Origin of the sequence: Kocuria atrinae C3-8 (assembly GCF_000286355.1) — a bacterium.
Lineage (GTDB): Bacteria > Actinomycetota > Actinomycetes > Actinomycetales > Micrococcaceae > Kocuria > Kocuria atrinae_A.
Window position 1 is genome coordinate 20,917 of sequence record NZ_AJXN01000013.1, and the last position, 16,036, is coordinate 36,952.

At 63.3% G+C, this 16,036-nt stretch carries 17 protein-coding genes and 5 pseudogenes; 11 read left to right on the forward strand and 11 right to left on the reverse strand.

Annotated elements, in window-relative coordinates; all coding sequences use genetic code 11:
* Positions 1-209: 209 nt before the first annotated feature.
* The gene (locus YO9_RS0102125; protein WP_016996042.1) at positions 210-992 is read right to left on the reverse strand and encodes an ABC transporter permease; all 783 of its coding nucleotides are present in this window, start codon (positions 990-992) and stop codon (positions 210-212) included.
* Positions 989-2,220: pseudogene (locus YO9_RS20415) on the reverse strand (ABC transporter ATP-binding protein). Before YO9_RS20415 ends, YO9_RS0102125 begins: the two are co-directional and overlap by 4 nt.
* A 123-nt stretch (positions 2,221-2,343) precedes the next feature.
* On the opposite strand from YO9_RS20415, the gene YO9_RS19530 reads away from it, so the two are divergent.
* Both YO9_RS19530 and ykgO read left to right on the forward strand, forming a co-directional pair.
* A complete protein-coding gene (locus YO9_RS19530) occupies positions 2,344-2,466 on the forward strand; it encodes a hypothetical protein (protein ID WP_016996043.1) in 123 nt (40 codons plus the stop codon).
* Between the two features lie 1,121 nt (positions 2,467-3,587).
* A pseudogene (gene ykgO / locus YO9_RS16335) lies at positions 3,588-3,704 on the forward strand (type B 50S ribosomal protein L36); the annotation flags it as partial.
* 19 nt (positions 3,705-3,723) lie between these two features.
* Here ykgO and YO9_RS0102150 read toward each other — a convergent pair.
* The 3 genes and pseudogenes from YO9_RS0102150 to YO9_RS0102160 form a co-directional block, all read right to left on the reverse strand.
* Positions 3,724-4,335, reverse strand: a complete 612-nt coding sequence (locus YO9_RS0102150) for a DUF421 domain-containing protein (RefSeq protein WP_016996046.1) — start codon at positions 4,333-4,335, stop codon at positions 3,724-3,726.
* Positions 4,336-4,360: 25 nt separating this feature from the next.
* Positions 4,361-6,198: pseudogene (locus tag YO9_RS0102155) on the reverse strand (ABC transporter ATP-binding protein).
* Between the two features lie 153 nt (positions 6,199-6,351).
* Positions 6,352-6,837, reverse strand: a complete 486-nt coding sequence (locus tag YO9_RS0102160) for a MarR family winged helix-turn-helix transcriptional regulator (protein WP_016996047.1) — start codon at positions 6,835-6,837, stop codon at positions 6,352-6,354.
* A gap of 92 nt (positions 6,838-6,929) precedes the next feature.
* Between YO9_RS0102160 and YO9_RS16340 the strand changes: the two genes are divergently transcribed.
* Both YO9_RS16340 and YO9_RS16345 read left to right on the forward strand, forming a co-directional pair.
* Positions 6,930-7,286 (forward strand): class III extradiol ring-cleavage dioxygenase family protein, encoded by a 357-nt coding sequence (locus tag YO9_RS16340; protein ID WP_223285967.1) that lies wholly within the window; start codon positions 6,930-6,932, stop codon positions 7,284-7,286.
* Complete coding sequence (locus tag YO9_RS16345) at positions 7,283-7,786, forward strand: DODA-type extradiol aromatic ring-opening family dioxygenase (protein ID WP_262925540.1); 504 nt, start codon at positions 7,283-7,285, stop codon at positions 7,784-7,786. Before YO9_RS16340 ends, YO9_RS16345 begins: the two co-directional genes overlap by 4 nt.
* 33 nt (positions 7,787-7,819) lie before the next feature.
* Here the strand turns inward: YO9_RS16345 and YO9_RS16350 are convergent, their stop codons facing one another.
* Both YO9_RS16350 and YO9_RS0102170 read right to left on the reverse strand, forming a co-directional pair.
* Positions 7,820-8,224, reverse strand: a complete 405-nt coding sequence (locus tag YO9_RS16350; RefSeq protein ID WP_223285968.1) for an MFS transporter — start codon at positions 8,222-8,224, stop codon at positions 7,820-7,822.
* Positions 8,197-9,069 (reverse strand): MFS transporter, encoded by an 873-nt coding sequence (locus YO9_RS0102170; protein WP_223285969.1) that lies wholly within the window; start codon positions 9,067-9,069, stop codon positions 8,197-8,199. The genes YO9_RS16350 and YO9_RS0102170 overlap by 28 nt, the downstream gene beginning before the upstream one ends.
* Before the next feature lie 54 nt (positions 9,070-9,123).
* Here YO9_RS0102170 and YO9_RS16355 point away from each other — a divergent pair, with 54 nt between their 5' ends.
* Positions 9,124-9,369, forward strand: a complete 246-nt coding sequence (locus YO9_RS16355; protein ID WP_223285970.1) for a hypothetical protein — start codon at positions 9,124-9,126, stop codon at positions 9,367-9,369.
* Positions 9,366-9,851 (forward strand): hypothetical protein, encoded by a 486-nt coding sequence (locus YO9_RS0102175; RefSeq protein WP_016996048.1) that lies wholly within the window; start codon positions 9,366-9,368, stop codon positions 9,849-9,851. Before YO9_RS16355 ends, YO9_RS0102175 begins: the two co-directional genes overlap by 4 nt.
* A gap of 98 nt (positions 9,852-9,949) precedes the next feature.
* Here YO9_RS0102175 and YO9_RS0102180 read toward each other — a convergent pair whose 3' ends face one another.
* On the reverse strand, positions 9,950-10,387 hold the full coding sequence (locus YO9_RS0102180; protein WP_016996049.1) for a hypothetical protein: 438 nt from the start codon (positions 10,385-10,387) through the stop codon (positions 9,950-9,952).
* A gap of 126 nt (positions 10,388-10,513) precedes the next feature.
* Between YO9_RS0102180 and YO9_RS0102185 the strand changes: the two are divergent.
* A pseudogene (locus YO9_RS0102185) lies at positions 10,514-11,343 on the forward strand (aldo/keto reductase).
* A gap of 72 nt (positions 11,344-11,415) precedes the next feature.
* On the opposite strand, the gene YO9_RS16360 reads toward YO9_RS0102185, so the two are convergent.
* The gene (locus tag YO9_RS16360) at positions 11,416-11,727 is read right to left on the reverse strand and encodes a hypothetical protein (RefSeq protein ID WP_223285971.1); all 312 of its coding nucleotides are present in this window, start codon (positions 11,725-11,727) and stop codon (positions 11,416-11,418) included.
* A gap of 619 nt (positions 11,728-12,346) precedes the next feature.
* Here YO9_RS16360 and YO9_RS0102190 point away from each other — a divergent pair.
* Positions 12,347-13,728, forward strand: a pseudogene (locus YO9_RS0102190) (APC family permease).
* Positions 13,729-13,762: 34 nt separating this feature from the next.
* Positions 13,763-14,176 (forward strand): universal stress protein, encoded by a 414-nt coding sequence (locus YO9_RS0102195; protein ID WP_016996051.1) that lies wholly within the window; start codon positions 13,763-13,765, stop codon positions 14,174-14,176.
* Positions 14,177-14,200: 24 nt separating this feature from the next.
* Here the strand turns inward: YO9_RS0102195 and YO9_RS16365 are convergent, their stop codons facing one another.
* Positions 14,201-14,737 (reverse strand): phosphatase PAP2 family protein, encoded by a 537-nt coding sequence (locus YO9_RS16365; RefSeq protein WP_016996052.1) that lies wholly within the window; start codon positions 14,735-14,737, stop codon positions 14,201-14,203.
* Between the two features lie 8 nt (positions 14,738-14,745).
* Entirely contained in the window at positions 14,746-15,075 is a 330-nt protein-coding gene (locus YO9_RS16370; protein ID WP_016996053.1) for a hypothetical protein, read from the reverse strand.
* 228 nt (positions 15,076-15,303) lie between these two features.
* Here YO9_RS16370 and YO9_RS0102205 point away from each other — a divergent pair, with 228 nt between their 5' ends.
* Both YO9_RS0102205 and YO9_RS0102210 read left to right on the forward strand, forming a co-directional pair.
* Entirely contained in the window at positions 15,304-15,630 is a 327-nt protein-coding gene (locus tag YO9_RS0102205; protein WP_016996054.1) for a glutaredoxin domain-containing protein, read from the forward strand.
* Between the two features lie 39 nt (positions 15,631-15,669).
* A complete protein-coding gene (locus YO9_RS0102210; RefSeq protein ID WP_016996055.1) occupies positions 15,670-16,002 on the forward strand; it encodes a carboxymuconolactone decarboxylase family protein in 333 nt (110 codons plus the stop codon).
* Positions 16,003-16,036: the final 34 nt, after the last annotated feature.

A 16,036-nucleotide genomic window follows, 5' to 3' on the forward strand; every position in this document is an offset into this window, starting at 1 on the left:
GGGATCGCAGAGCGCCCGTAATCCCGACCACCACGCCGCTTCCGCGCCCGGTGTGACCCACCCACAGCCCCAGCGGCACGGCAATCACCAGGGCGATGGCCATGGTCAGGCCCGTGTAGCGAGGTGTTCGAGCATGCGCTGCGGGATGCCGGAGGCGCCGGTCCAATTGGTGGGGTCGGTGAGGAACTCGATGGCCTGGTCGATCAGGTTCATGCCTTGGCACCCCCTGATTCGACGCTGGCAATGGAGCGGGCGCGCTGGGAGTCTTCGTCCTGAGTCTCGGTCTCGTGGCCAGCAACAGAGCGCTTGCCTGTGCCGTCACCGCGCCGTCCCCGGCCTCCATTGCCGTTACTGACCTGCCCCGCCCGGCGCCACCGAGTGAGCACGTGACCAACCAAGCGCAGCAGCTGATCCAGCAGCACGGCCAGGATCACGGTGGCGATGATGCCCACCACGATCTCGGACATGATGGAGCGCCGCAGCCCGTCCGTGAACAACGTGCCCAGGGATTGGATGCCGATCACCGCGCCCACCGACACCATGGAAATATTCGACACCGTGGCCACACGCAGGCCCGCAATCATCACGGGCACCGCTAGCGGCAGTTCCACGCCGAAGAAGCGGCGCACGGGCTTGTAACCCATGGCCGTGGCGGCCTGCAGGATGTCCTTGTCCACGGCCTCGAACGCGTCCACGCACGAGCGCACCAAAATGGCGATCACATACAGGGTCAGCGCCACGATCACGTTGATCAGCGACGTCATCTGGGTGCCCAGGATCAGCGGCAACACCACGAACAGGGTGAGCGAGGGAATCGTGTAGAGCAGCGACGATCCGGTCACGAACAGTGGCCGCAGCCACTTGCTACCCGCGGCCAGCCGGGCCAGGGGCACCGAGATCAGCAGCCCCACGACCACGGGGATCACCGATTGCAGCAGGTGGGTTCCCGTGAGTTCGAAGACGGTCGACCAATTATTCGACAGCCAGTTCACGGCTGCTCCCGCCGGTCGAAGCGCTCGTTGCGTTGCTCCTCGATTGCCCGCATGATTTCGTCACCGCGCAGGATGCCGGCCACGGAGCCGTCCTCGTGAACGGCCACGGCCTGGCCGGAGGGCGAGGACAGCGCGGCGTCCAGGGCGGTACGCAGTGAATCGCCGGCGCGCCAAAGCGTGCCACCCACGCGCAGCTCTTCGCGCGGCGCCGGGGTCCCGGCACCGTCCAGGGGCAGCCATCCCAGCGGTGCGTTCCGTTCGTTGACCAGCAGGATCCAACCCTCCGACGACGCCGTTCCCGCACCGTCTCGCACGCCGGCGTGCGTGACGTGGTCGGCGGCGTCGTGAGAACCGCCCTGAGCGCCGTCGGCTCCCAGGGAGCGGACGCGCCGTGGCCGGAATCGACCCGCGAGCGCTGGCCGGTCTCCGCGTTGAGCACCGTGACGGGGTGGACGGCCACGGGTGCGCGGTCGAAGGTCAGGGAACGGAAGCCGCGATCACGACCGATGAAGTCCGCCACGAAGTCATCGGCGGGTGCGCGCAGCAGCTCCTCAGGAGTGGCGTACTGGGCCAGTTTGCCGCCGCGGGCAAAAACGGCCACGCGGTTTCCGAGAGTAATGGCCTCGTCGATGTCGTGGGTGACGAAAACAATGGTGCGGTGTAGCCGCTTCTGCAGGTCCAGGAGTTCGCGCTGCAGGTCCTGACGCACCACGGGGTCCACCGCGGAGAAGGGTTCGTCCATGAGCAGGATGGGCGGGTCTGCGGCGAGCGCTCGAGCCACGCCCACGCGCTGCTGCTGGCCGCCGGACAACTGCGCCGGATAGCGGGTGGCCAGGGACTCGTCCAGACCCACGGACCCGAGGAGTTCGCGAGCGTTGGCACGCGCCGTGGATTTGGAGACCCCGTTCAATCGGGGCACCGTGGCGATGTTGTCTTCCACCGTGCGATGGGGCATGAGCCCGGACTGCTGCATCACGTAGCCCATGGAACGGCGCAGCTGCGCGGCGGGGATGTCCGCCACGTTGCGACCATTGACCTCCACCGTGCCGGAGGAGGGTTCCACCATGCGATTGAGCATGCGGAGTGAGGTGGTTTTGCCGCAGCCGGAAGGACCGACGAACACGGTGAGTGAGCCGGTGGGGATCTCCAGATCCAGGTGATCCACTGCGGTGGTCCCGTTGGGGTACACCTTGCTCACGCCTGAATAGCGAATGGCCGTTTCGGTCATGCCCTTGAAGTCCCTTCCGTGACGTGCATTCATCCTATCCAGGGAGATCATCAGTGTGCTCCCTTATTTCGTGGTGTTGTCATGCGTTTGTTTTTTGAGAACCATTCTTATTAGAGTGGCGGCATGCGTTTCGTCATCGTCAGCTCCCTGGATGCCCTGGCACGCCTGGCTGCCGCGAAGTACCTGGCCCGCCGCTGGCCCTCGGCTGAATTCATCCGGTGGGACATCACTGCGGACGGCGCCTGATGCGCAAGCATCACCGCAACGGAAACCTCCGCTTCCTACACGCGTCGCCACTAGACGTCGCGCATGCCGGCCACCCGGACCAGGACGCCGCAGCTCGTCACGACCTTGCCCACCACGTGGCCCCACAAACCTCCGCGTCCGCAGATGATGAGCTCACCGTATTGCTGCTCCCCATGGGGTTCCCGTCAGAGGAAGCCGTGGCCGCACTGCGCCCCTCGGGACGAGCCCCCGAATCCCCGGAGGTCCACGTTCAGTCGGTGATTTTCGCCGTGGATCCCGAAACCGTGGAAGACACCCTGTGGGACGTGTCCCCCGCCGTGGAAGTCGACTCGCGTCCTGAACTTCCCACCGTCCATGCAACCCAGAAGGGCGAGCCCCACTTCATACCCGAACGGGAATACTGCCGAACCACCGGTGAGTTCCTGGCCGCGGAAGTTGCCTATAGCTCCAGCCTGCTCGCGGTCAACAACCTGGATGCCGCTCTGGCGCCGCATCATCCCGATCGCTGGGAACGCGGTATAGAACTCATCGGCGAGATCGCCCCGCACCTGACCATCGTGGATGCCACGGCCACGCCCCGCCGCAGCTCCTCCACGCACGCCGGGATGTTCGCGAGCTTCGACGAACACGCCGCGAAGCAGCGGCGTAGTCCGGGGAGCATTCCCGAGTACGACGGCGCCGCGGCATCGACCGTCGTGTTGCGCACCTCCCAGCCTGTGGACCCGCGATGTTCCATCGCGCCTGGGCACGATGGTCGCCGGCGCCTGCCGCGTGCGGGGAACGGTGCATTTCCACGCGGATCCGTCCCGCACCGTGGCCATCGAGGGGGTGGGGCCGCACGTGTGGTTCGAACCCAAGGAGCCGGAACCCATGACGCTCGACTACATCGCGTCCGTGTTGAACGCGAGCACTGCGGAGAACGCCCTGCCGGGCCGATCCGCGCAACACGTCTCGCTGTTACCCGATGGGCTGTGTGGCTGCGCGATTGCGGTCACCGGGTCGTTCCTGGACGGCGGGCAACTGCACGAACCACTTCAGGCCGCCACGGGTGGCCCACCGAACGAGCCGTCCCCGGCCAACCCCTTTCAAGACAACCCGCCACACACCACAAAGGAGACACCATGAAGGTCCGTAATTCGCTACGCGCGCTCAAGAAGATTCCCGGTTCCCAGATCGTGCGACGTCGCGGCCGCACCTACGTGATCAACAAGAAGAACCCGCGCATGAAGGCCCGCCAAGCTGAACCCAGACCGTGCCTCAGGCCTGCCGATGATCACTCCGGTGGTCATCGGCAGTCTCGTCTGCGGCGAGAAACTCGGCGGGAATCCGGTCGGCACCGGCCACGTCCGTGAGCAATTGGGGGTCGATGGGAACGCCGCGGCGCAGCACGCTGATACCGCCGCCGGGCTCATGGAGCACGCAGGCGATCTCCTCGTAGGAACGAACACCCGCGCGACGCAACGCCCCGTGCAATTCCCAGATGGTGATGTGTGAGCGTTTGAGCGTCTTCTCTTGGATCTCCGGGCCGATCATGAGCAACCGTGCCGGGCTGTTCATGAGTTTGTGCACGCGCATCGAGGAACGCAGCTGGCCGAACACGGCCTCCAGAATGAACAGGGTGGCCAGACCCAGGATGCCGCTGGTCAATGTGGGCGGGTGACCAAGGATCACACGGCCGGCCACCGATCCGAGCATGACCGTGACGACCACATCGAAGGTCGACATGGCCATGAGTACGCGCTGACCGAAGATGCGCACGAACAGCAGGAAAGCCACGTAGATCCCCACCGCGGACAGCACCACGGCGATTGCATGTGATCCCGTAATGCCCAGTTCCTCGAACAACTGGTCGGGAAGTGAGACGTTCATCGGCATGACGTTAGATTAGGCTCGCTCACTCGGTGGTGGAGAACTGTGTTTCATAGAGTTCCGCGTAACGACCGTCCGCTTCGAGCAGTTCTTGGTGCGTGCCGCGCTCCACGATCCGCCCGGCTTCGATCACCAGGATCTGGTCTGCCTGGCGAATGGTCGAGAGTCGGTGGGCAATCACGATGGCAGTACGGCCGATCATGGCCTCGCTCAGGGCAGCCTGCACGTGCGCCTCGTTGGTGGAATCCAGTGCGGAAGTGGCCTCGTCCAGGATGACCACGCGTGGCTGGGCAAGCAGCAACCGAGCAATGGTCAGGCGCTGACGCTCACCACCGGACAACCGGTAACCGCGCTCTCCCACCACGGTGTCCAGGCCGTCCGGGAGGGATTCGATCACGTGCTTCATACGAGCGCGATCCAGGGCGTGCCAGAGGTCCTCATCGGTGGATTCCGGCCGAGCCAGGGCCAGGTTCGCGCGGATCGTGTCGTGGAACAGGTGGCCGTCCTGCATGACCATGCCCACGGTGTCCCGCAGGGATTCGAACGTGGTCTCGCGGACATCTTGGCCACCCAAGCGGACGGCGCCGGTATCGACGTCGTACAGGCGGGCCACGAGCTGGGCGATCGTGGATTTACCGGCCCCTGAGGACCCCACCAGGCCACGGTGTGACCGGGCTGGGCGTTGAAGGAGATCCCGTGGAGCACCTCTTCGCCACCCCGCGAATCCAGAACCGCCACATCCTCCAGGGATGCCAACGAAACCTGCTCGGCCGAGGGGTAGGCGAACTGGACGTCGTCGAACTCCACGGATGCCGGCCCAGCGTCAATAGCTCGGGCATCGGGTGCTTCGCGAATGAGGGGCTTGATGTCGAGCACCTCGAACACGCGCTCGAAGCTCACCACGGCGCTCATGATGTCCATGTGGGCGTTGGCCAACATGGTCAACGGGGTATATAGCCTGGTCAAAAGCATTCCGAGGGTGACGACGGCGCCGGCGTCCAAATGCCCCAGGATCGCCTGGGCACCACCCACGCCGTAGACCAGCGCGAGCGCCAAGGCGGAGACCAGGGTCAGCGCGGTGACAAAGGTCGTCTGCAGCATGGTGGTGCGAATGCCGATATTGCGCACGCTTGCGGCGCGCTCGGCAAACTGTTGGGACTCACTCGATGGGTCGCCGTAGAGCTTGACCAGGGTGGCCCCGCCGGCACCGAAGCGCTCCGTCATGCGGATGGACATCTGCGCGTTGTACTGGGCGGACTGCCGCTGCAGCCCGGCCAGGCGTCCACCCATGGCGCGGGCGGGAATCAAGAAAATGGGGAGCAGCAGCAAGGACAACCCGGTGACCTGCCACGAGATCGTCACCATCACGCCCACGGTGAGCGCCAGCGACACCACGTTGGAGACCACCCCGGACAGCGTTCCCGCGAAGGCCCGCTGCGCACCGATCACGTCAGTGTTGAGTCGCGAGACCAACGCGCCCGTGCGGGTGCGAGTGAAGAACGCCAACGGCATGGTTTGCACGTGGTTGTAGACCGTGGTGCGCAGGTCGTAGATCAAACCTTCACCCACGCGGGAGGACAACAGTCGGTTGAGCACGGACAGTCCGGCATCCAACAGGGCCACGATCGCGATCCCCACGGCCAACCACACCACAGCGGAGATGTCCTGACCGCCGGTAATGGCGTTGACCACGCGGCCTGCGAGAACCGGTGTCACCACGCCCAGGACGGCCAGCGCCACGGACACCACAATGAACAGCGCGATGGTTTTACGGTGCGGGCGCGCGAAAGTCAGGATGCGCTTGATGGTGGCGCCACTGATCTTGCGCCCCTTGTACTCCTGGCCCTTAACGGTGCCCATCATGACCCGGTGCGGACTGTTGTTCATACTCACCCCGCCACTCTAGACCTGGCGGTCAGGGGCGGAGAGAAGCTTTACTCACGACGATCGATCAAGCCATTGACCGAGCAGGAGACCCGGATCAGCGGAGAGAACGATTGCTGATTCATCCACCCGTCACGCGATCGAGCGCAAACCCTTTGCCACGTCTTCAGCCGGTCCGCGGTTGAGGGAGCGGCCGATCTCAACGAGCTGCCCCACCTGCTCGGGACTCAGCCGGTCGAAAACGATCTCTCGCACATGACGAACGTGAGCCGGTGCGGCCTGCTGGATGCGCTCGATCCCTGCGTCGGTGATTTCGGCGATGACCACGCGGCGGTCATCGAGGCGGCCTTCGCGGGTGACCAGCCCGGCCTTCTCCATACGCGCGACGATGCGCGAGAGCCGCGACTGGGACGTGTTCGTAGCGGCCGCGAGTTCGGACATGCGGTGCCGGTGGTCGGAGGCTTCGGAGAGCATCGCCAGAACCAGGTATTCCGCCAGAGACATGTCTTCTTCGCTGCGCAGCTGTGTTTCCACGGCGCCGGGCAGGCGGAACATGATCGACACGAGCGCCAGCCACGCTTCGCGCTCGTCCTCGGACAACCATTCTGTATCGCTCATGCACTCAATTCTAGGTGGAATATATTGACGCAGCAAATATTGTTCCCTAGAGTTGCTTGCTAAAGAAACTATTTTGGAAGGAAGTAACCGTCATGAGCATGACCGTTCTCGACCGCCATGAGATGTCATCGGTCCCCCGCTCAGCCGCGCAGCCGCGCTGGCAAGACGGTGACGCACCCCTGCCCTCCATTTACTTGAGCCACGGCTACCCGGGCCTGCTCGACGATGAGCTCTGGCTCTCCGAACTCTTCGAGTGGGCGATGAGTATGCCCAAGCCGCGCGGCGTGGTTGTGGTGTCCGCGCACTGGGAGAATGCCCCCACGTCCATCACCTCGCCCACCGCCAACACCCCGTTGGTCTACGACTTCGGCGGGTTCGAGCAGCGCTTCTACGAGCTCACCTATCCCACCCCGGACGCCTCAACACTGGTGCCCGGATCGCCGCGATGATGCCGGACTCCGAGTCCCTGCACGTGGATCACAACCGCGGCCTGGACCACGGCGCCTGGGTTCCGCTGCGCGCCATGTACCCGCTCGCGGACGTTCCCGCGCTGCAGGTGTCCATGCCCACGCACTCCCCCGAACGCCTGATAGAACTGGGCCGTCACCTGCGCCAGTTGCGCCACGAAGGCTACCTGGTGGTCGGTTCCGGCTTCATGACGCACGGCATGCCGTCTCGTCAGTTGCTGTTGGGGACCACGGCCCAGCCCGAGTCCTGGTCCGTGGATTTCGATTCCTGGGCCGCTCAGCTGCTCGACGACGGTGACGTGGCCGGCCTGTCCCGATTCCGCACCGACGCCCCCGGCATGCCCTACGCCCACCCCACCGTGGAGCACTTCACGCCGCTGTTCATCACGCTGGGCGCTGCAGACGATCCCGAGGGCCCGGTGAAGACCACGGTCGAGGGCTACAAGATCGGTCTGTCCAAGCGTTCGTTCCAGCTCGCATAACTTTTCAAGGATCGACGACGCCGCTCGCTCGCCCTATGCGGGCAGCGTGCGGTTGCGTCCGGCGAGCGCCACGAACACACCCTGCGCGATGATCACACCGAGAATCGTGAGCAGCGGGACGGTCCAGGTTCCCGTGGCGTCCCGCAGCACACCGATCATGACCGGACCCAACGCAGCGAACAGATAACCCACGCTCTGCGCCATCGAGGACAGCCCGGCCGCCTGGTGATAATCCACGGTGCGCAACCCGAACAGCGCCATGGCCAGCACGATCGCGCCGCCGGTGCAGAATCCGATGAACAGCGCCCACAGCAGTGAGAGCCCGGGCATTGTCAGCAGACCGATCACACCGATCACAGCCGAACTGGTGAACAGAATGCCCAGCCCCGACTGGCTCCGTGTCCTGGGGATCATGGACGCGGTGAAGAGGGTGCCCACCAGACCGCACGCCTGGAACGCGAAGTGTACCAACCCGCCTCCACCGCGCTCGCACCGTTGAATACCTGCACCGCGGGCAGCCAGGTCACCATCGTGTAGTAGACGGTGGACTGCAGTCCCATATACGCGGTGACCTGCCAAGCCAGCGCGGATCCCAAGGGGAGTTTGGCGTGGCGGCGAGCGGGCGGCGTCGTCTGTAATGCACCGTGTTCGTCACGCAGCTCGGAACGACCGGGAAGAGTTTTGGTGGGTGTGCGGCGACCCACGATCCAGGGCAGAAAAATAGCCAAGCCGATGATCGCCGTGCCGGCCCAGATCCCCAGAGCGAAACGCCAACCGGACGGGGCCACCTGCGCAATGGGGACCACTACACCGGAGGCGAGTGCGGCGGTGAGCGCAGTGACCGACTGGTACACGCCGGTCATGGGTCCGATCTTGTGCGGCCAATCGCGTTTGATCAGCGCGGGGATCAGCACGTTCATCACGGCAATCGCTGCGCCCAGCAGCACGGTGCCGAGCCAGATGAAGCCGGGCCCCGGCGTCGAACGAATCACGATGCCCAGCGCGAGAACGGCGAGCGCCAGGCCCAGGACGCGTTCCAAACCGAGACTCTCGGCCAGCCGCGGCGCGAACGGCGAGATCACGGCGAACGCAATCAACGGCAGGCTCACGAGCAGCGACGCCTCGAACCCGGTCAACCCGCCCTGTTGCTCGATGTCCGGGAGCACGGGACCCACCGCGGTGATGCCGGCGCGGAGGTTGGCGCCCAGCAACAACACCCCCACCAGCAGCAAACCGGGGCGGTGGCCGCGATTGACCGGGGGTTGAGCGGGACGCTCGGGCATGGACGGACCACCTCTCTAGGACGTCATGCCACCATAATGGGAACCATGGATTCCATGGACACCTGGCCCACCCCCGTTACCGTTGATGACCGGGGGTTCGATCTTAAAGCCATGCAGGAGCTGCGGCGTAACCCGTCCGCGACCTCGGGCAATACTGGTTCTTCGCCCGCGAGTAACGCATCACCCGCCGACGGCGCTTCCGATCCGGGCGCCACAGCGTTCGGTACCAGCGCGGCGAGTCCCGCCTCGCCTGCCGCACCGGCCAAGGTGGCACCCGCGAGAAGCTCGCGAACTCCATGATCCTGGTGATCCCCGTGGTGTCCGCGCTGGCCATTGTCCTGTGCTGGATGCGCTATGCGGACACCAACAACGGCCTGTGGTTGGGCGCAATTGCCGTGATCCTGGTGCTGGCCGCGCTCACGTGGATCTCCAGCGTGAAGAAGGCCTTCGCCCGCGCGCAGGGTCATCTCGCTACTCGACTGCCGGGTGTCATCGGTTACGGCGTGGGTATCATCCGCGAGGTGGACGTGGACTCCCCCTTCGACGAGAACGGTGTCTCGGAGACAGTCACCGCTCACCTGGTGCTTTCCGTGAACCCGGTGCAGGGCCCCAAGTTCCAGGCCCCGATCGACGCCGTGTACAACACGTCCGATTCCGAAAAGCTCACTGTGGGCGCGCACGGGCCGGTGCGCTACTTACGCTCCGATCCCGAGAACACCGTGAGCATCGAAACCCGCCTGGATGATGCCCGGATCCGCCAGATCTATCAGGCGCGGCGATGAACTGATCGTCCGGCGAGCAGGACCCGGACATGCGAACGGCCTCTTACCGAAAGGTGAGAGGCCGTTGTCGTGGCGACGCAGCGGCGTCGTCGAGAAAGCTATTTGACCGGGTGGGTGTCCTTGGTGCCTTCGGCGGAGGGGCGGGTGCCCAGCTTGCCGGCCAGGTTGGCGCCGGCGCGGAACGCGGAGGAGCCCATGCGCTTGGCGGGCTTTTCATCCTTGATGGGCGCGGTGGACTTCGCCTTGGAGGTCGAAGGTGCGGCAGGAACGGTCTCCTGCTGCTCAGTGTCCACGTCCGGGTCGATGACCACGCGGGTGCCGTCTTCCACCGAGCGGCGCTTATATTCGCGAGGGGCGCGGGGTGCGTCATTGACCGCGGTTACCGAAACGGCCATGACGTTGAGCACGATGCCCAGGATCACGAAGATCCACGCCGACACGGGCATGGAGCCGAGCTCGAACAGCAGACCGATCACCACCAGGGCGATCGAGGTGATGTACGCGGGGGTCTTGACACGGTGGAAGTTGAACTTCATACCTCTATTTCACCACGACTGACTGACATGCACCTGACGGCCGTGACTTCACTCATAACTTAACCGCTTGTCAGGGCGGCAGGCGGAGGAGTTCACTAAAAACAGTTTCCCAACGAAAGGATTTCCATGCCTCGCAATGCAACCCTGACCCTGAACGACGGCAACACGATTCCGCAGTTCGGCTACGGCGTCTGGCAGGTCGAACCGGACGTCGCCGAGGAAGTGGTGACCAAGGCTCTCGAGACCGGCTACCGCCACATCGATACCGCCAAGATCTACGGCAACGAAGAAGGCGTGGGCCGTGCGATCGCCAAGAGTGGCATCCCCCGTGAGGAACTGTTCATCACCACCAAGCTGTGGAACGACGACCAGGGCTACGATTCCGCGCTGAAGGCCATCGACGGTTCGCTGGAACGCTTGGGCCTGGACTACGTGGACCTGTACCTCATCCACTGGTCGCAGCCGAAGAAGGGTAAGTACCTGGAGACCTGGAAGGCCTTTCAAGAGATCAAGAAGTCGGGTAAGGCCCGTTCCATCGGTATCTCGAACTTCGGCGAGGAAGCTTCCAGGAGATCATCGACACCGGTGACATCCCCGCCGCACACCAGATCGAGCTGCACCCCTACTTCAACCAGAAGGCCATGCGCGATCTGGATGCTCAGCACAAGATTGTGACCGAAGCCTGGTCACCGCTGGGTCAGGGCAAGGCCGATCTGCAGGACGAGACCATCGCCCAGATCGCCAAGGCGCACGACGCCACCCCGGCGCAGGTCATCATCGCCTGGCACCTGGCCATCGGCAACGTGGTGTTCCCCAAGTCCGTGACTCCCGAACGCATCGAGGAGAACTGGGCCGCACAGGACCTGACGCTCAGCTCCGAAGAGATCGCCCTGATCGACGGCCTCACGCGCGAGGACGGCCGTATCGGCTCCGCCCCGGAGGACTTCAACGACTGATCATCACCCACGGAAATTAGAATGAGACGGGGGTGAAGATATTGATACCTTCACCCCCGCTCTTCGTCTTTATTAGAATTCGCCTCCAACGATATGCGCATTCGCGGCATCTATCTTGGCGTTTGCGGCGTCTGTTTCAGCACTGGTCTCGTGGTAATTTCCACTCTTGTCACAATGCTGGAACACGTAATCTGGATCAAGGCCGCATGAACATGGGTTACCAATAGTATTGATAAGCGAACAACCAATGCTTGCAGCTGCTGACCCGTCCTTGATATTTGGCGGCAGTTTACCAGCCGCACTAGCTGGTGCCACCGTCAACGTAATTGCTGCACCTGCAGCAGCGGTGGCCGTCACGAGCCTCGTCATTGTCTTCTTCAACATTTCGAGTTCCTCCTGTGTGTCGAAACTTATAGTCGTGAGACTGGTCAGATTTTGTTAGAAATCTTAATTTCAAGTTGCCTGATCCTTTTGACGTATCTAAGTTTAGCAACCCACAAGGTCACTCAAAATAGCCATTTGGCCATTAATTTGGCCGATACATCGATGGTTCTTGAGAGGTCTCTCAGAGTCTCCCTGGTCCTCTTGACAGCGAATCCTCTTTTTTTACTACTTTCATCCGGTCGTTTCGGTTCAGACTTACTTTTCCTGCTGTCCAAGCCCATCACGCGCCTCATGCGCGGCGTACGGTAATTCCTTCGCCGACGACGCCGCTCCGGCCGTTTCGAACGCCCCGCGCCTCTTTGTGAGGTGCGGGGCGCTCTGTACCTCGTGTTGCCCTATGAAGTGTGACCTGAATCGCCTACATTGACTTCACGTAACATTCACGCTCGGCACCGCCTCGCAGCCCCCGGACTCACCGACGGTTGTGGACAGCGCCCCCTTGCATCAAGAGGTCACTATGAGCAACGAACCATCCCGCGGCCAAGGCGCCACTGCGCCGTCGGCGGGTATCAAAGGCAATGATCCGAAAACCGGTGAGTCCCACGAGCTGAAGCGGGTCATGGGACCCGGTCTGCTGCTGTTGTTCATTGTGGGCGACATCTTGGGCACCGGTGTCTACGCACTGACCGGCAACATTGCCGGCGAAATCGGCGGTGCCGCCTGGGCACCCATCCTGATCGCGTTCGCGGTGGCCACCATCACCGCGTTCTCCTACCTGGAGCTGGTGACCAAGTACCGGGTGCTTCCGGCGCAGCTCTCTATACGCACAAGGCCTTCGGCATTCACTTCATCACCTTCCTGGTGACGTTCGCCGTGCTGTGCTCCGGCTTGACCTCTGCCGCGACGGCGTCATCGGCCGTGGCCTCGAACTTTGCCAAGGGTTTCCACCTGGATTTGAGCCCGTTCGGCGTCACCGTGGTGGCCATGGTGTTCCTGGGCATCCTGGCGCTCATCAATCTGCGCGGTGTCTCCGAGTCCGTGAAACTCAACGTGGTGCTCACGTGCATCGAGCTCACGGGCCTGCTGATCGTGATCCTGGTGGGCTTCTGGGCCGCATCTCAGGGCAACGCTGACTTCAGCCAGACCGTGGTCTTCGAAACCTCCGAGGACAAGGGCATCTTCATGGCCCTGACCGCGGTGACATCCCTGGCGTTCTTCTCGTTCGTGGGCTTCGAGGACTCGGTCAACATGGTCGAGGAGACCAAGGACCCCACCAAGAACTTCCCGCGCGTCATGCTGCTGGGCCTGAGCATCACCCTGGTGGTCTACGTTCTGGTCTCGATCTTCACCGTGGCCATCGTGCCCATCGGACAATTGGGCGAATCCACCACCCCGCTGCTGGACGTGGTCCGTATCGGCGCGCCTGGAATCCCGATCGATTCGATTTACCCGTTCCTGACCATCATCGCCGTGGCCAACACCGCGCTGATCAACATGCTCATGGCATCCCGTTTGCTGTACGGCATGGCGCGTCAGGGTGTGATTCCCGGGATCCTCGGCAAGGTGCTCCCCGAGCGCCGGACACCGTGGACCTCCATCATCTTCACCACCGTGCTGGGCATGGGACTCATCCTGATCGTCAACAACTTCATGGGTAAGGGAACGGCGTCCGCACTGGGCGGTACCACCGCGTTGCTCCTCTTGGCAGTGTTCACCGTGGTCAACATCGCTGCGATCATTCTTCGCCGTGACAAGTCCCAGGAGGATCACGCGTACTTCCACGCACCCAAGGTGCTCCCTTACCTGGGCACCATTACGTGCGCCTACCTGCTGGGCCCGTGGGCACAGGATCCCATCGAGTACCAGATCGCGGTGATCCTCATTGGCCTGGGTGTGGCACTCTGGCTGCTGAACTTCCTCTACGACCGACTGTTCACCGGCCGCCGCACCCGCTTCCACCACCCGGAAGATCTGGCACACCTGGAAGACACCGACCGCTAAACGCATCCGTTCCACACGCACCAGGGAGACACCCATGAGCATTGTTGTCGGCTACCTGCCCACCCCCGCCGGACGCGCCGCCCTCAGGGCCAGCATTGACGAAGCGAAACTGCGCTCCAGCAAGCTGGTGATCGTTCAGGCACCCGCGCCCAAGCAGCGCTTCGGACGCTCCGCCGAGCACGAGTCACCGGCCGCATCCGCCGAGGATCAGGAGCTGTTGGCCGAAAGCGGTATCGAACATGAGTTGGTGTCCGTCCACCCGGACAGCGACCCCGCGGACGCCATTTTGGACGCGTGCGAACGGGTAACTGCCGAACTGCTGGTCATCGGTACGCGCAAGCGCACGCCGGTGGGCAAGCTCATCATGGCGCCCACCACCCAGCGCATCCTGCTGGAGGCCACGTGCCCGGTGCTGTGCGTCAAGGCCGGGTACACCGTGGACGACTGACTCGCCCAGCAGCTACCGAAGTTCTTAGGCCGCTCGGTCTTCTTCCGCCCCGTCGCGGTCGAAGGCCGGGCGGCTTTGCTGTGCGGTCACGGGCGCTTCCCACGACGACGCCGCGGTCGCGCCAGTCGCGCCTCGTTCGTCAGCCGCGGTGGTGGTCGCACGCGCGGTTCGCGGCCCGGGAACCGTGACATTCTTCTGTGTCCAGCCGAATCCATAGGCCAGTGCGGGCACCAACGCGTTCGCTACTGCACAGCCGATCATCACACCGGCCCAGGCCACTGGAAGGGAAACCAGCACGTCAAGCGGAAAATGCGCGGTTGCGTATATACGGCTTAATCCGACAAGCGCCACAAACGCCAGACCGAACAACAGAATTCGGTTGCGTTTGGAAGAGCGGAAATTCACGAGTGTCAAAGCCAACACGATCGCGAGTGCGCCACCAGTGTGTCCCGATGGGAAGGAGGTGGCGCCGTCGAGCGCCAGAAGTTGATCACCGGTCATCAAAGACGGGCGTGGGCGCTCTGCAGCGACCTTGACCAGACCGATCGCGGCCCAGCCCATGAGGGACGTTATGAGGAACGCGGTGGCATCCAGGGTCGTCGCCGGAAGACGGCTAGCCACCCGGTGATCATGGCAATGATCAACACGATGCCCGCGTTGGAGAGCACCACCTGGATCGCCATGGCAAGGGCGTCAAAGGCTGCGTTGCGGTATTGGACAAGCCCCTCGAGCAACGCGGTCTCCCCGTGCGTGATTTCCGGTGAGACCACCAGCAATCGACCGACGGTCGCAACCAGCAACACCGTGACCAGAGGAACGGCCACTCGGTGTCGCAGTTGCGGCAAGCGCCACGGGGACCCGCCCGGCGAGGGGGAAGTTTTCTGCGCCGGATAGGTCATGAATCCATGGTGTCACTCATCACCGAGTGATTCCTGAACTTGCCGCTGCATGGCACCGAGCCTGGAGTTTTCACGTGAAACGAAAATGCCGAATAAAACCTATTACGTTTGTATTCTATATTTCGCATGTTGGGATTTTGTCGATTATGACGTGACGTGGAATCGACTCATCTACTCTGCCGTTATAACTCTGAACTGATCCGATCCACCTCGATTCCAGGAGACACCGTGCCCGCAAACCCTGAGTACCCCCAGGTCTCGCAAGACCAAGCACTCAAGCACATCGACAACAACGGCGTGGCCATCTACTGGCGCCCCGGGTGCCCCTTCTGCGAGCGCCTCGAGTACGGCTTGGGCGAGGACGGCCTGAAGGCCACGTGGACCAACATCTGGGAGGACCCGGCGGCCAAGGAGTACGTGGCTTCACTGAATGACGGCAATTCCACGGTCCCCACCGTGGTCACCAAGGACACCCACTTCATTGCCGCGGATTCGGACGCTCCTGACCAGGTTCGTCAACTGCTGGCCAACGCGACCCCCGCGGCCGCAGACTGATTGAGTCAGTACCGCTAATCACAGGAAGCAGGATGACTCATGGCTGATCACTACCACTCCCCGGAAGATCTCAAGCTCCTTGGCGAGTTGAAGAAGCTCGCACCCGAGGAGTTCTCCAAGTTCGCGGCCTTCGACGCAGCCCTTGGCCACGAAGGTGGTCACATCGACCCGTTGAACCGTGAGCTCATCGCCATTGGTGTCGCCCTGACCACCCAGTGCGCCTATTGCTTGGAAGTGCACACCAAGAAGGCCAAGGCCGCCGGTGCCACCCGCGAGCAGATCGTGGAGGCCGGCATGGTGGCCGCGGGTCTGCGCGCCGGTGCCGCCGTGACTCACACGGCCATGGCTCTGCGCCTCTTCGACGAGGCCTGAGTAGCCCCCACCATCAGAGTGAAGCCGCGCCGCA

Coding starts and splice junctions, on each gene's coding strand:
- YO9_RS19530 (WP_016996043.1), top strand. CDS start 2,344: ATGCGTTTCGTCATCGTCAGCTCCCTGGATGCCCTGGCACGCCTGGCT.
- YO9_RS0102150 (WP_016996046.1), bottom strand. CDS start 4,335: ATGAACGTCTCACTTCCCGACCAGTTGTTCGAGGAACTGGGCATTACG.
- YO9_RS0102160 (WP_016996047.1), bottom strand. CDS start 6,837: ATGAGCGATACAGAATGGTTGTCCGAGGACGAGCGCGAAGCGTGGCTG.
- YO9_RS16340 (WP_223285967.1), top strand. CDS start 6,930: ATGAGCATGACCGTTCTCGACCGCCATGAGATGTCATCGGTCCCCCGC.
- YO9_RS16345 (WP_262925540.1), top strand. CDS start 7,283: ATGATGCCGGACTCCGAGTCCCTGCACGTGGATCACAACCGCGGCCTG.
- YO9_RS0102170 (WP_223285969.1), bottom strand. CDS start 9,069: ATGCCCGAGCGTCCCGCTCAACCCCCGGTCAATCGCGGCCACCGCCCC.
- YO9_RS16355 (WP_223285970.1), top strand. CDS start 9,124: ATGGACACCTGGCCCACCCCCGTTACCGTTGATGACCGGGGGTTCGAT.
- YO9_RS0102175 (WP_016996048.1), top strand. CDS start 9,366: ATGATCCTGGTGATCCCCGTGGTGTCCGCGCTGGCCATTGTCCTGTGC.
- YO9_RS0102180 (WP_016996049.1), bottom strand. CDS start 10,387: ATGAAGTTCAACTTCCACCGTGTCAAGACCCCCGCGTACATCACCTCG.
- YO9_RS16360 (WP_223285971.1), bottom strand. CDS start 11,727: ATGTTGAAGAAGACAATGACGAGGCTCGTGACGGCCACCGCTGCTGCA.
- YO9_RS0102195 (WP_016996051.1), top strand. CDS start 13,763: ATGAGCATTGTTGTCGGCTACCTGCCCACCCCCGCCGGACGCGCCGCC.
- YO9_RS16365 (WP_016996052.1), bottom strand. CDS start 14,737: ATGGGCTGGGCCGCGATCGGTCTGGTCAAGGTCGCTGCAGAGCGCCCA.
- YO9_RS16370 (WP_016996053.1), bottom strand. CDS start 15,075: ATGACCTATCCGGCGCAGAAAACTTCCCCCTCGCCGGGCGGGTCCCCG.
- YO9_RS0102210 (WP_016996055.1), top strand. CDS start 15,670: ATGGCTGATCACTACCACTCCCCGGAAGATCTCAAGCTCCTTGGCGAG.